Source organism: Bordetella genomosp. 8 (assembly GCF_002119685.1).
GTDB lineage: Bacteria > Pseudomonadota > Gammaproteobacteria > Burkholderiales > Burkholderiaceae_B > Bordetella_C.
Window position 1 is genome coordinate 22,982 of the sequence record NZ_CP021108.1, and the last position, 12,737, is coordinate 35,718.

The window sequence follows — 12,737 nt, forward strand, 5'->3', positions numbered from 1 at the left end:
TCAATCGTCATCCGGCCACATCAGCTTGCCGGCCAGTCCGGAGAACGTCGTGGCGGAGAACTTGGCCATCAGGCGCGAGCGGTACATCTCGACCGTGCGTGGGCTCAGGTTGAGTTGCCGTGCGACCATCTTGCTGGTCTTGCCCTCGGCGATCAGCAGCGCGATTTCGCGTTCGCGGTCGCTGAGGTCCGGCGTCACGGGATGCCGCGTGCTCAAGTCCTCGAAGGTCCAGATGCACAGCGCCAGGGGATCGGCCGGCGTCAACGACCGGCCGATCAGACGGCACCAGAACAGGTCGCCGTCCAGGCGTTTCATGATGCGCTCGCAGGCATAGATGCCGTGGGCGTTCATCGCCGTCCTGGCGCCGTCCGTGGCGCGCACCGCGTCGCGCCGGGCCGGATACAGCGCATCGAAGCTGGTCTCGTTCAGTGTCCCGGGGGGGTATCGGAAGATGGCCTCCAACCGCGAGTTGGCCTGCTGGATGATGCGCCAGCGCGCCACGCACAAGCCGGCCGGAGCCTGCATGAAGGCCTGTCGATAATCGAGCTGCGGCTGCACATCCATGCGGCCTCCCGGAATCGCGCCGGCGCGGCGCGTAAGCCGAAATCTACGCCACTAGTCGCCGGTCGTGATATGCGCCTTCTGTATGATTTCTCGCGCCGTATCGATCTCCCGGTCCAGGAATTTGGCGTAGTCGTCCGCCGTTCCGCCGGCGGGTTCGAAGCCCAGGTCGACGATATGGCGGGCGGCGTCGGGCGTCTTCAGGCGGGCGTCGAAGCCGGCGGCGAGTTTGCGCGCCACCGCGTCGGGCACCCCCTTGGGCGCGATCACGCCATAGGAGATCACGCCGGCGACCTCGGGCACGCCCGCTTCCGCGAAAGTCGGGACATCGGGCAGCGAGGCCAGGCGGTGCGCGCCGGTCACCGCCAGGGCGCGCAGGCGGCCGGATTGGATGTGCGGCAGCACGGTGGAAGGCGCGGAAAAATTGACCTGGGTCTCGCCGGCCACCACCGCCATGACCGAAGGCGCGCCGCCGCGGTAAGGCACGTGGACCAGGCCCGCGCCCGTCACCATGTTGAACTGTTCGCCCGCCAGGTGCAGCGCCGTGCCGTTGCCGGCGGAGCTGAAATTGAAGCGCCCGGGATGGGCCTTGGCCATCGCGACCAGCTCGGCGACGCTATGCGCCGGCACGTCCTTGTTCACCGACAGGACGATGGGGGACGTGGCCGCGAGGATCACCGCGCGAAAATCCTTGCGCGTGTCATAGGGCAGCTTGCTGCCCAGCAAGGTCGCGTTGATGGGAAATGCGCTGTCCACCACCCCCAGGGTGTAGCCGTTGGGCTGCGCCGTCGCCACGACGTTGGTACCGGCGACCGATGCGCCGCCGGCGCGGTTTTCCACGATGATGCGATCGCCCAGGCCGCCGCCCGGCGTGCTGGCCAGCAGGCGGGCGATGACGTCGGAAGCGCCACCCGGCGCATAGGGGACGACGATGCGTATCGGCTGGGCCGGGAAATCGTCGGTGGCATGCGCGGGCGCGCCGGCGGCGGATAGCGCCAGCGCGGCGCCGAGCAGAGCGGTACGCGGATTCATTGCGGGTCTCCAGGTGGGATGCGGGCTATTCCGTCGCCGCGTATTTGCGCAGGACTTCGGGGTCCGGTTCGAAGCCCAGGCCGGGCACGTCCGGCACCTGGACCATGCCGTCGCGCGGCAGCGTGATGCCGCCGGACAATTCGACCGGCATGTCGCAATAGAAGCGTTCGAGTATCGGTGAGGTCGGCAAGGTGGCCAGCACATGCATCGTCGCCAGCAGGCCGGGACCGAAGTACGCGCTGTGCGGCATCAGGCGGATGTCGCGCGCGGCGGCATCGCGCGCGATTTCCAGCATCGCGGTGATGCCGCCGGTCTTGATGGCGCTGGGCTGCGCGTAGGCGATGCCCGTACTGTCCAGCACGCGCCGGAACTCGACGGGATTGCCGACGTTTTCGCCCATCGCCAGCGGGATATCGATGCGGCGGGACAGCGCCGCCATGGCGCTGAAGTCGTCGACCGGGAACAGGGGCTCTTCCAGCCACATGGGCGCGAAGGCGGCGACCTCGCGCGCGAACCGTTCGGCCGTGGGCAGGTCGAACGGGCAGTTCAGGTCCACCATGAGGCCGACGTCCGCGCCGATCGCGGCGCGCGATTCGCGTACGGACGGGACGTCGCGTTCGTGCAGCTTCACGTACCGGTAGCCTTGGTCCACCGCACGGGCGGCGTGGCGCGCGGCCAGATTGGGGTCGCGGTAAGGCAACAGGCTGGCGTAGACGGGCATCCGCGCGTGGCGCAGGGGGCCGATCAGCCCATGCACCGGGCGTCGGGCGGCCTTGCCGGCGATGTCCCAGAGCGCGATGTCGATGGCGGATATCGCATATTGCAGCGGGCCGGCGCGGCCGAAGTGGTAAAGGGTGCGATCGAGCTTGTCGATGACGTCCTCGCGCCGCAGCGCGTCCTCTCCCACGCATAGCGGGGCGACCAGCCGATCGATCAGCAGGCGGGTGACGGGCCAGATGCGTACGCCGAACGCGTCGCCCCAGCCGACGATGCCGTCGTCGGTGGTGACCTTGACCAGCAGGCTTTCCATGCGGGTGCGCGGTTTGCCTCCCAGCGGCAGGGGCGCGGCGCCGCTGTCGTAAGGAATGGCGATCGGCAGCGTTTCTATGGATGCGATTTTCATGGCTACGCCTTCAGGACGTGACGACCGCATGGTGTCCGTCGTAGTTTTCCAATGCGTCGGGATTGGCGTCGATGCCGATGCCCGGCGTGTCGTCGAGCGCGATGCGGCCTTGCGCCGGCGCGGGAAAGCCGGGTGCGCCCAGGGTGCGCAAGGGATTCGGATTGGCGTCCAATTCCAGCACGCCGTCGCCACCGGCGGCGCACAGTACGTGGGCGGCCAGCGCCGCGCCGATATGCGTGCCGAACGCATGCGGGCAGTAGCGCTTGCCGCGCGCCAGCGTCTCGCGCGCCAGGGGCAACACCTGGCTGACGCCGCCCCATTTGCCCAGGTCGGGCTGGACTACGTCCAGCCATTCGAAGGCGGCGCGGAAGGCATCCACGCCCAGCAGGTTCTCGCCGCCTGCCAGAGGGTGCCCGGCGGCGTGCAGGGTGTGCCATTCATGCGCCGGCCGCTCGGGGCCGATGGGTTCTTCCACCCATTGCAGCGGCAAGTCGCGGATGCGCTCCAGCGCGCGGCTGGCGCTGTCGACGTTCCATCCGCAGTTCGCGTCGATCATGGCGCTTTCATCGGCGCACAGGCCCTGCACCGTCCGCCGCAGGTCGTCCAACGCGCCATCATCCTGGAAGCCCGCCTTGAACTTGAAAGCGCGAAAGCCGCGCTCGCGCAGATCGTCCAGCGCCTGCCGCGACAATGACGGCGACACGCCGCTGGCGTACACCGGCAGCGGGCGCGGCTGTCCGCCCAGCAGCCGATACAGCGGCACGCCGCGCATGCGCGCCGCCAGGTCCCACAGCGCGCAGTCCAGGCCCGCCAGCACATGCGCGATGGGTCCGGGCTCGCCGGCAAGCCGCAGCATGGGAATCATCGCGGCCTGGAGCTCGTCCTGCAGCGCGGGGATGTCGGCGATCTTCCTGCCGACGACGCGGGGCGCCACCAGCTTTTCCAGGATGGTGGCGCGGTGGTAGGCGCCGAAGGGCGGATGGCCGCTCCAGATCTCGCCCCAGCCATGGTGGCCGGATGCGTCCCGCACCCTGAGCAGCGCCGAGGTGCGCTGCGTCGACGTGCCGAAAGAGGATTTCACCGCGGGTGGCGCGTTGTCCTGGAAGACGTAGACGTCGATACGGTCGACCTGGAGAAAGTCGCCTTCCGGCAGAGCGGCGAGGGCGGCCGGAGCGGCCGCGGACATGGCGTGGGAACGGGAGTCGGAAGACATCTGTGATCCTGCGGTGCTATGTGATCCTGCGGTGCTAAGTGATGCTGTGCTGTGCGATGCCATGTGGTCCCATGTGGCGCCATGGCCGGCGCGGGCTCAGCGATTGGTCAGGCCCGGGGAGCGCGCCACCACATCGGCCCATAGTCGCGATTGCGCCTGCCATTCCTTCTGGAAGTCGGCACTGGAACCGCCGCCCGGTTGCAGGCCGCCGCCACGCAGCGCGGCCTGGATGTCGGGCATGGCCAGCGCGCGGTTCATCGCGGCATTCAGCCGGTCGACGCGATCGGCCGGCACGCCGACGCGGGTGAACATGCCGGCCCAGGACGATATTTCCATGCCGGGCACGCCGGCCTGCGCCATGGTCGGCACGTCGGGAAAGGCCGCCGAGCGCGCGCGCCCCGTGGTGGCCAGGCGCTTGACGCGCCCGGAACTGACGAAGGGTTCGGTGACCGCCTGGGTTTCGATCAGCATGTCGGCGTTGCCGGACGCCACGCCCAGCGCCGCCGCCGGGCTGCCGTTGAAGGGCACCTGGTAGATGTCCGCGCCGGTCTGCTGCTTCAGGACTTCGGTGGCCAGCTGCGCGGCGCTGCCCGGGCCGCTGTTGGCCGCGACCAGCGCACCGGGTTTCTGGCGTGCGCGGGCGATCAGGGCCGCCATGGAATCGATGCCGCTATCGCTGCGCACGACCAGGAAGAAGTCCGTCGAGTACATCTTGCCGACGGCCTTCAGGTCCTTGAGGACGTCGACGGCCTGGCGCGGATAGACATGGGGATTGATGGCCATGGTGCTGCCGGCCGCCACCAGCACGGTGTAGCCGTCGGCGGGATTCTTCAACACTTCCTGTGCCGCGATCTGGCCGTTGGCGCCCGGCCTGTTCTCGATCACGACGGGCTGGCCCAGGGCCTGGGCCATCGACTGGGCGATCGCGCGGGCGCCGGTGTCCGGGGTGGAACCGGCGGGCGAGGCGATCACGAGCGTGATCGGACGTGTGGGGAAGTCCTGTCCCGCGGCGTGGACGCTGGCCACGCACGCCGGCAGACAGGCCAGGACCAAAAGCAGTCGGCGCATGGTTGTCTCCTGTGCCGGGACGTCGCGTGCCTGGGATAAGCGCGTCGCGTTCCGGTCGACTATCGATCGATCGTAGGCCGACCGGGCATGGATGGTCTAATACCAAAATGATCCTGCGCGATACGTGCGGCGTTTCACCCCACCGGCACGCGGGACGGCATGCATTGCAATCTTGGAAGGATGATCGGAACGCCATGTCGACGCGCGCATCCAGCCTGGACCTGAGGATGGTCCGGCAATTCCTGGCGGTGGCCGAGACGCTGAGCTTTCGCAAGGCGGCGGAACAGATGCATATGGCGCAGCCGCCGTTGAGCCAGGCCATCATGCGCCTGGAATCCCTGGTCCAGGCCAGGTTGTTCGAGCGGTCGCCGCGCGGCGTGCGGCTGACGCCCGCCGGCGAGGTCTTCAAGCTGGAGGCCGCACGGTTGCTGAACCAGGCCGACCGCGCGCTGGATCGGACGCGGCGCGCGGGACGCGGCGAACTGGGTACGGTGCACGTGGGCTTCATCGGGCCGGCGATGATCGCGCTGCTGCCCAAGGTGATCCGCGCCTTCCGCGAACGCTACGCGGGGGTCGAGCTGGCGCTGCACGAAGGAAGCTCGATGCAGGTCGCCGGGATGATCCATTCGGATACCGTCGACATCGGATTCCTGGTGACGCCGGCGGAGCTGGAGCCGGACGTGATGACCGAGGTCATCGCCGTGGATACGTTGATGGCGATGCTGCCGGCCGGCCATCGCCTGGGCGGCGCGGCGAGCGTCAGGCTGGAGGACCTGGCGGACGATGCCTTCGTGATGTTCTCCGCGCAGGGCGTGCCGACCCTGTCCTCGCGCATTGCCGTCCTGTGCCGGCAGTCGGGCTTCGAGCCGCGCATCGTGCAGGAGGCCGTGCAGATATCGACGGTGCTGGGCCTGGTGGCGGGAGGCCTGGGCGTGGCTATCCTGCCCGGGTCGATAGGAGGCCTGGCCGCCACTGGCGCGGTGGTCTGCAAACCGCTGGCCGCGGATGCGGAGTCGCTGCGCGTGCAGATATGCGCCGCCTACCGCGCCGAACGGCTGAGCGAAGCCGCGCGGACGTTCCTGGTGACGGCGCGGTCCTGCGCGGGCAGCGCCTGAGCGGATCAGCGCGCCGCGGTTGCCGGCACCAGCACCAGCCGGCCCTGCGCCGTGCGTGATTCCAGCTGGCGCAGCGCGTCCTGCACCTGCGACAGCGGCATCACCGTCGCGCGTGGCGTGGCCAGTTGGCCCGCTTCGTACAGGCGGAAGATCTCCTGGATGCAGTGGCGCATCTCGTCGGGCGCCTTCTTGCGGTAGTCGCTGACCTGCACGCCGCTGACTTCCATGTTCTTCAGCATGACGTAGTTGATCTTCAGCGTCGGGATGCGGCCCGCGGCGAAGCCGATGACCACATAGCGGCCGCGCCATGCCACCGCGCGGATGGCGGCGTCGAAGATGTCGCCGCCCAGCGGGTCCAGTACGATGTCCGCGCCCGCGCCGCCGGTCGCGGCGTGGACCTGGGCGCGCAGGCCGTCGCGCAGGTCGGCAACCGAAAGGTCGATCACGGCGTCGGCGCCCGCGCGCAGCACGGTGTCGGCCTTGGCGGGGCTGCTGACGGCGGCCAGCACGCGCACTCCGTACGCCTTGGCCAACTGGACCGCGGCCATGCCGACGGCGCCGGTGGCGCCCAGTATCAGCGCGGTGTCGCCCCGCTTGGCGCGGCCGCGTTCGCACAGGGCAAACCACGCGGTGTCGAAACCCAGCGACATCGCCGCGGCGTCGATGAAGGACAAGCCATCCGGCAGGCGGAAGCAGCTGGTCGCCGCGACGGCGATTTTTTCCGCATAGCCACCATGTTCGGCCAGCGTCAGGACACGATCGCCGGGCCGCAGTCCCGTCACGCCGGCGCCGATGGCGCTGACGATGCCGGTGGGCAGCTTGCCCGGCGAAAACGGCCTGGGCGGCAGGAACTGGTATTTTCCGGCGACGACCAGCGTATCGACGAAGTTCGCCGCGATGGCCTGGATATCGACAACGACCTGGCCGGCCTGTGGAACGGGATCGGCGACGGTTTCCATGCGCAATTGATCGATCGCGCCGAATTCCCTGAGGATAGCTGCCTGCATGGTGCGGGTCCTTTAAGATGCGGCGCGCATTCAGGCGCCGCCGCGCGGGTCCAGGGTGCTGAAGGTGCCGCGCCCCACCGCGCAAGGCGCGGCGCCGGGCGCGTGCGCGACTTCGACGTCGGCGCGGGCGATGGCGCGTCCCAGCCGCAGGACTTTGGCGGTGGCGTACAGGTCGGCGCCGGGGGCCGGCTTCAGGTAGTCGATGCGCAGGTCCACCGTGGGCGCCATGCGGCTGATCTGCACCGCGACGGCGGCGTGCGCGGCCATGTCGATCAGGGCCGCGAGCACGCCGCCATGGATGTTGTCGGATCCCGCCGCGCGGCGCAGCGACGGGCTGTACGGCAGGCGGATCACGACCACACCGGTGTCGGCGTCGGCCGACACGGCTTCGGGATTGAGCAGCGCGTGGAAAGGCGGGTGCGCCAGTTCATGGCGCAGCCGCTCCAGGACGGTGTCGGCGTGCGCGTTCACGGCGTCGTTCATCGTCACACTCACTTGGCGGGCGCCGCGCTGGCGCCTTCCTTCGCCTGCCAGCGGACGGGGTTGGGCGCCAGCCGACCGGACTTGACGTCTTCCACCAGGTCGCGCTTGAAGATCTTGCCGCTGGCGGTCAGCGGGATTTCGGGCAGCTCCATGTAGTACTCGGGCATGTCGTAGCGCGACAGGCCGGACGCATCCAGATGCGCGAGCATGTCCTCGCCCGTCAGGCTGGCGCCCGGTTTCAGCATGACCGCCAGGCAGACCTTTTCTCCCAGTCGCGTGTCGGGTACCGGCAATACCGCGGCGCGCGCGACCGCGGCATGCTGCATGGCCAGGTTTTCGATACGCGCGGGATAGATGTTGTGGCCGCCGCGGATGATCAGGTCCTTCTTGCGGCCGGTGATGACCAGGTAGCCATCCGCGTCCAGCCGGCCGACGTCGCCGGTCATGAACCAGCCGTGCGAGTTGAAGGCGTTTTCCGTGGCTTTCTGGTTATCGAAGTAGCCGAGCATCAGGCTGGCGCCGCGGCCGCCGATCTGGCCGGTTTCGCCGATCGGGACCTCCTTGTCGGGGTCGTCGGTGGACCAGATCCTGATTTCGTAGCTGGCGCAGGCGCGGCCGGAAGTTTCGATGATGCGGCGCGGGTCGTCGTTCGGCAGCGTGTAGTGATGGGAGCACGCTTCCGTCATGCCGTAGCCGCTTTGCGGCATGACGCCGTAGCGCATCAGTTCGGCGACCACATCCTTCGGCGCGGAGGCGCCTGAAATGCGGAAGCCTTGCAGCGCGCCGACGCGCGACAGGCCGCGGGCCTTGAGTTCGGCGAGCAGGTCGACGGCATGGGTGGGCACGCCGAACAGGAAGGTGGCGCCGGTATCGAGCAGGCGATCGAGCACGCTGGCGCCGCGCGGCAGGTCGTGCACGACCAGTTCGCCGCCGGTGGCCAATGCGCTGATCAAGGCGCCCAGGCCCAGGTTGTGGCTGAGCGGGCTCATGGTGTAGATGACGGAGCGGGGGCCGAAGGACCAGTCCTTGGCGATCTCGCGGGCGTTGGCCAGCAGCGTGTTGTCGCTGTGCATCACGCCCTTGGGGGCGCCGGTCGTGCCGGAGGTGAAGGCCAGGTAGACCAGCCGGTTCGGTTCGGTGGACCAGGCGTCGGCCGATGTGGAATCGGCCGGTGCCTGGACGGCGCGCGTGGGGGCGCCCGGTGTGGCGTCGGCGAACGGCATGACGTCGGCCGGCCTGTCCTTGACCGGCGGCAGGCCGATCACATGGCGCAGCGTCGGCAGGCGCTCCAGCATGGCGAAGATGTCGTTGCGGCCGGCATCGGCGCCGTAGCCCTTTTCGCCAATGAAGGCGGCCGCGCTGACGCTTTCCATCAGGGCCAGGACGTCGGCGGCGGTATGGTCGCGATGCAGCGAGGGGCAGCAGGCGTAGGCGTTGCGCGAGCACGCCAGCAGCGCGATCGCGGTTTCGACGCGGCTGGACATCCAGACGCCGACGCGTTGGCCGGCGCGCACGCCGGCGGCCTGCAACGCGGCCGCCAGGCGGTCCGCCGCGGCGATCAGTTCGGCATAGGTCAGACGCAAGCCCTGATCGCGCACTGCGCAGGCATCCGGCGTGGACAAGGCGTGGCGCCTGGTTGCCATGTATATCGTCTCGTCCCGCCAGAAACCTGCTTCATAGAACGCCGCCATCCGCTCGGCGCTCAGCAGGGTCAGTACGGTGTTGATGGAAGGCTTGGTCAAGGATCGCTCCGTGCAACGCAGGCGCCGTGGACGGTTACGCATGCGCTACGTGAAAATCGGGAAAAGTTTCTTTTTTTGTATTGCCCGGACGCGGCATGCGGCCGGCTCGCGCCGGTCGTTGGCCGCGCCGGTCTCGTCAGCGCGAAGAGCCGCCGAACCACCCGCGGATCATGCTCCACAGGGACGACATGATCAGCGAGAAGCCGCTGATGGGTTTGGCGGGCTTGGCCGGCGGCCGGGGCGTGCGCGGGCCGGTCGCCGGCGCCTGGCCCGGCGGCATGCCGCCGATGCCGCCTGCTGGCGGCGTCGCCGCCGGGGCTTGTGCGCCACCGGCGATGGTGGTGGCACCGGCCGCACCGGCGGCCGCGATGCCGCCATCGGCGACGATGGGGCCATCGCCCAGGCCCGCGCTGGCGGCGCCCGCCGCGCCATGCAATTCACCGGCCTGGCGGCTTTGGGATATCTGCGCTTCCAGGTTCTTGGAGAACTGCGAAATGATCTGGTTGGCCACCGTCTGGATCATGCCCACGCCGCGGCCGTATTGCGCCACCGCGCCCGACAGCGTCAGGTCCGTATCGATGATCACCTTGGACCCCTTGGCGCTGGGCTGCAGCCCGAAGCGGATGGTGGTGTTGGCATTGCCGCGGCCCTTGGCGTCGGCGCCGCTGGCCTTGATGCGCGCCGTGTGCGCGGTGTTGTCGACTTCCTCGAACACCGCGTTGCACAGGAAGGACAGCGCCACGGGCCCCAGCTTGACGGCAACCTTGCCCTTGAAGGTTTTGTCGTCGATGATTTCCACCAGCTCGGCGCCGGGCATGCACGGCACGATGCTTTCGATGTCCATCAGGATCGGCCATGCCTGATCGGGAGGCAGCGACACTTCGAAGTTGTTGGTGAATTGCATGGCGGTTGTCCTCCCCGGGGCGCCGTGCGGCGCTGGTCAAATTTGAGCCAGTTTAGCAGGTCTATGCCAAATTAGGCACAAGTACCAAAAATAATACAAGGCGAATCAGGTCGGCGGATGCTCGGACTGCGCCATGCGTGCCGCGTCGCGCGCCGCGATATGACGGCGCACGTCCAGCGGCTTGATCGGCAGGCGCGTTACGAAGCCCGGCGCGCCCAGGGCGTCGTCCACCGCCGCGGCGATGGCGGCCCCGGCCGCGTTGGTGCCGCCTTCCCCCGCGCCCTTCAAGCCCATGGGATTGAGCGGGCTGGGCGCGTCTTCCGTGATCAGTACGTCGACCGGCGGCATTTCGTGCGCGGTGACCATGACGTAATCCGCGAAGGTGGTCGACAAGGGCTGGCCGTCCGCGTCATAAGTGAATTCCTCGAACAGCGCACCGCCTATGCCTTGCGCCAAGCCGCCGACGATCTGGCCTTCGATCAGCATGGGATTGACCGCGCGGCCCACGTCGTAGGCCACCAGGTATTTCTCCAGGCGCACCTGCCCGGTGTCGGCGTCGACGCACACCTGCGCGGCATGCACGCCGTAGGGATAGTTCATGTGGTCGCTGTAGAACCAGCCTTCGGCGGACAGGCCGGGCTCGTGGCCGTCGCTGGTGCGCGAGCCGGGATGCAGATAACGCGCGACTTCTTCCAGGCCGATGTCGCGGCCTTGCGCGTCGTCGGCGCGGCGGATGCGGCCATCGGCCATCGTCAGGTCGGCCGGCGTGGCGTCCAGCAGCTTGGCGGCGACATCCAGGGCCTTGGCGCGCACCTTGCGCGCGGCGATCTGCGTGGCCGAGCCGGACATCACGGTGACCCGGGACGCGTGCGCGCCGTTGCCGAACTCGATCAGGTCGGTGCGCCCATGGATCACGCGCACGCGGCGATAGTCCACGCCGAGTTCTTGCGCGCAGATCTGCGCCAGCGCGGTCTCCATGCCCTGGCCGACCGAACCAGCGCCGGTGACCAGCTCGATCGCGCCGCTGACGTCCACCGTCAAGCGCACCATGTCGGAAGGACCCAGGCCGGATTTCTCGACGAACATCGCCAGGCCGAGACCCACGCATTCGCCCTTCGCACGGCGACGCGCCAGGTCTTCGCGCAGGCGGGGCCAATCCAGCCGTGCCAGCGTCTTGTCAATCAGGCCGTCGTAGTCGCCGGAATCCAGCACGACATCCGTACCCAGCGCGTCCAGCGGCCGCGCGTAAGGCATTTCGTGGGTCTTGATCAGGTTGCGGCGGCGCGCTTCGATGGGATCGATGCCGGCGCGTTGCGCGATCGCGTCCATCAGGCGTTCGCGCACGAAGGTGGTTTCATAGCGGCCCGGCGAGCGGTAGGTGGCGGCGGGCGTCTTGTTGACCAGGCGATAGTGGCCCGCGACTTCATACGCGGGCACGCGGTAGGGGCCGAGCAGCAGGCCGGCCGACATATCGGCGACGCGCGCGCCGTGCGTGCGCGTGTAGGCGCCCTGCGCGTGGAAGAAGGTGTTGCGTATGCCGAGTATGCGGCCGTCCGCGTCGATGGCGGCCTCGACCTGGTGGCGCTGCTCGCGCGAGTGGTTGGTCGCCATCAGGTTTTCGCGGCGGTCCTCGATCCATTTCACCGGCCGGCGCAGGCGCAGCGCGGCCAGGCAGACCAGCACGTCTTCGGGATAGATTTCGCCACGCACGCCGAAGCCGCCGCCCACATGGCCTTCGTACAGATGGAAGCTGCTGGGGCTGCGGCCCAGCATCTTGGCCATTTCGTCGCGATTCCAGTGCGACTTCTTGGCGGCCCCGTACATTTCCAGGATGTCGCGCGCGGCATCGTAGCGCGCCACGGCGCCGCGGCATTCCAGCGGCACGCCGGAGTGCCGGCCCACGGAAAGATCCAGCGCCACGACCGCATGCGCGGCGGCGAAGGCGGCGGCGATGTCACCGTAGCCCTTGCGGATGACGGTGGGCTCCGTGTTCAGGCCCGGCAGGAATTCACCGGGTTCGTCATGCGCGGACAGGATGGGCGGCAGCGGATCGATCTGGACGTCCACCAGGTCGGCCGCGTCTTCCGCGACGTAAGGGCTGTCGGCGAAGACGACGGCCACGGGTTCGCCCACGTAGCGCACGCGTTGCTGCGCCAGGATGGGCTGGCAGTAGGGCTCCAGGCCGGTGACCTTGGTGGCGCGAAAGGGAATCGGCGGGATCTCCGCCACGTCGGCGCCCGTCCAGGCGGCGACCACGCCGCGCAACGCCAGGGCGGCCGTGGTGTCGACGGCGACGATGCGGCCATGCGCGGTCTGGGCGCGCACCACGCGCATATGCAGTTGGCGCGGAAAGTTGACGTCGGCCGCGAAGCAGGCTTCGCCGCGCACGAGCGGCGGGTCTTCCAGGCGCGAGACCGAACGGCCGACGATGCGTTCCCCGGTCACGGGCGCGTCGACGCGGGGTTCATCGTATACGTGGGCACTCATGG

The 12,737-nt window shown here is 68.9% G+C and carries 11 protein-coding genes; 1 reads left to right on the plus strand and 10 read right to left on the minus strand.

Annotated elements, in window-relative coordinates:
* The 5 genes from CAL12_RS00110 to CAL12_RS00130 all read right to left on the minus strand — a co-directional run bounded on the left by CAL12_RS00110 (position 1) and on the right by CAL12_RS00130 (position 4,997).
* Positions 1–564 carry a helix-turn-helix domain-containing protein gene (locus CAL12_RS00110; protein ID WP_086062617.1) on the minus strand — a complete coding sequence of 188 codons (564 nt, stop codon included), beginning with the start codon at positions 562–564 and terminating at the stop codon, positions 1–3.
* A gap of 51 nt (positions 565–615) precedes the next feature.
* The gene (locus CAL12_RS00115) at positions 616–1,593 is read right to left on the minus strand and encodes a Bug family tripartite tricarboxylate transporter substrate binding protein (protein WP_086062618.1); all 978 of its coding nucleotides are present in this window, start codon (positions 1,591–1,593) and stop codon (positions 616–618) included.
* A gap of 25 nt (positions 1,594–1,618) precedes the next feature.
* On the minus strand, positions 1,619–2,716 hold the full coding sequence (locus CAL12_RS00120; RefSeq protein WP_198298340.1) for a mandelate racemase/muconate lactonizing enzyme family protein: 1,098 nt from the start codon (positions 2,714–2,716) through the stop codon (positions 1,619–1,621).
* Positions 2,717–2,726: 10 nt separating this feature from the next.
* A complete protein-coding gene (locus CAL12_RS00125) occupies positions 2,727–3,929 on the minus strand; it encodes a mandelate racemase/muconate lactonizing enzyme family protein (RefSeq protein WP_198298341.1) in 1,203 nt (400 codons plus the stop codon).
* 96 nt (positions 3,930–4,025) lie between these two features.
* Entirely contained in the window at positions 4,026–4,997 is a 972-nt protein-coding gene (locus CAL12_RS00130; RefSeq protein ID WP_086062621.1) for a Bug family tripartite tricarboxylate transporter substrate binding protein, read from the minus strand.
* A gap of 194 nt (positions 4,998–5,191) precedes the next feature.
* Between CAL12_RS00130 and CAL12_RS00135 the strand changes: the two genes are divergently transcribed.
* A complete protein-coding gene (locus tag CAL12_RS00135; protein ID WP_198298342.1) occupies positions 5,192–6,112 on the plus strand; it encodes a LysR substrate-binding domain-containing protein in 921 nt (306 codons plus the stop codon).
* Positions 6,113–6,117: 5 nt separating this feature from the next.
* On the opposite strand, the gene CAL12_RS00140 is transcribed toward CAL12_RS00135, so the two are convergent.
* The 5 genes from CAL12_RS00140 to CAL12_RS00160 all read right to left on the minus strand — a co-directional run bounded on the left by CAL12_RS00140 (position 6,118) and on the right by CAL12_RS00160 (position 12,735).
* A complete protein-coding gene (locus tag CAL12_RS00140; protein ID WP_086062623.1) occupies positions 6,118–7,119 on the minus strand; it encodes an NADPH:quinone oxidoreductase family protein in 1,002 nt (333 codons plus the stop codon).
* A 30-nt stretch (positions 7,120–7,149) separates the two neighbouring features.
* On the minus strand, positions 7,150–7,602 hold the full coding sequence (locus CAL12_RS00145; RefSeq protein WP_086062624.1) for a PaaI family thioesterase: 453 nt from the start codon (positions 7,600–7,602) through the stop codon (positions 7,150–7,152).
* An 8-nt stretch (positions 7,603–7,610) separates the two neighbouring features.
* The gene (locus CAL12_RS00150) at positions 7,611–9,344 is read right to left on the minus strand and encodes a class I adenylate-forming enzyme family protein (RefSeq protein WP_232464654.1); all 1,734 of its coding nucleotides are present in this window, start codon (positions 9,342–9,344) and stop codon (positions 7,611–7,613) included.
* 136 nt (positions 9,345–9,480) lie between these two features.
* Positions 9,481–10,248 carry an SRPBCC family protein gene (locus CAL12_RS00155; protein WP_086062625.1) on the minus strand — a complete coding sequence of 256 codons (768 nt, stop codon included), beginning with the start codon at positions 10,246–10,248 and terminating at the stop codon, positions 9,481–9,483.
* A gap of 105 nt (positions 10,249–10,353) precedes the next feature.
* The gene (locus CAL12_RS00160; RefSeq protein WP_086062626.1) at positions 10,354–12,735 is read right to left on the minus strand and encodes a xanthine dehydrogenase family protein molybdopterin-binding subunit; all 2,382 of its coding nucleotides are present in this window, start codon (positions 12,733–12,735) and stop codon (positions 10,354–10,356) included.
* Positions 12,736–12,737: the final 2 nt, after the last annotated feature.

What these genes read in the sequence shown, in the direction of transcription:
- CAL12_RS00110 (WP_086062617.1), bottom strand. Translation starts at nt 564, where the DNA reads ATGGATGTGCAGCCGCAGCTCGATTATCGACAGGCCTTCATGCAGGCT.
- CAL12_RS00115 (WP_086062618.1), bottom strand. Translation starts at nt 1,593, where the DNA reads ATGAATCCGCGTACCGCTCTGCTCGGCGCCGCGCTGGCGCTATCCGCC.
- CAL12_RS00120 (WP_198298340.1), bottom strand. Translation starts at nt 2,716, where the DNA reads ATGAAAATCGCATCCATAGAAACGCTGCCGATCGCCATTCCTTACGAC.
- CAL12_RS00125 (WP_198298341.1), bottom strand. Translation starts at nt 3,929, where the DNA reads ATGTCTTCCGACTCCCGTTCCCACGCCATGTCCGCGGCCGCTCCGGCC.
- CAL12_RS00130 (WP_086062621.1), bottom strand. Translation starts at nt 4,997, where the DNA reads ATGCGCCGACTGCTTTTGGTCCTGGCCTGTCTGCCGGCGTGCGTGGCC.
- CAL12_RS00135 (WP_198298342.1), top strand. Translation starts at nt 5,192, where the DNA reads ATGTCGACGCGCGCATCCAGCCTGGACCTGAGGATGGTCCGGCAATTC.
- CAL12_RS00140 (WP_086062623.1), bottom strand. Translation starts at nt 7,119, where the DNA reads ATGCAGGCAGCTATCCTCAGGGAATTCGGCGCGATCGATCAATTGCGC.
- CAL12_RS00145 (WP_086062624.1), bottom strand. Translation starts at nt 7,602, where the DNA reads ATGAACGACGCCGTGAACGCGCACGCCGACACCGTCCTGGAGCGGCTG.
- CAL12_RS00155 (WP_086062625.1), bottom strand. Translation starts at nt 10,248, where the DNA reads ATGCAATTCACCAACAACTTCGAAGTGTCGCTGCCTCCCGATCAGGCA.
- CAL12_RS00160 (WP_086062626.1), bottom strand. Translation starts at nt 12,735, where the DNA reads ATGAGTGCCCACGTATACGATGAACCCCGCGTCGACGCGCCCGTGACC.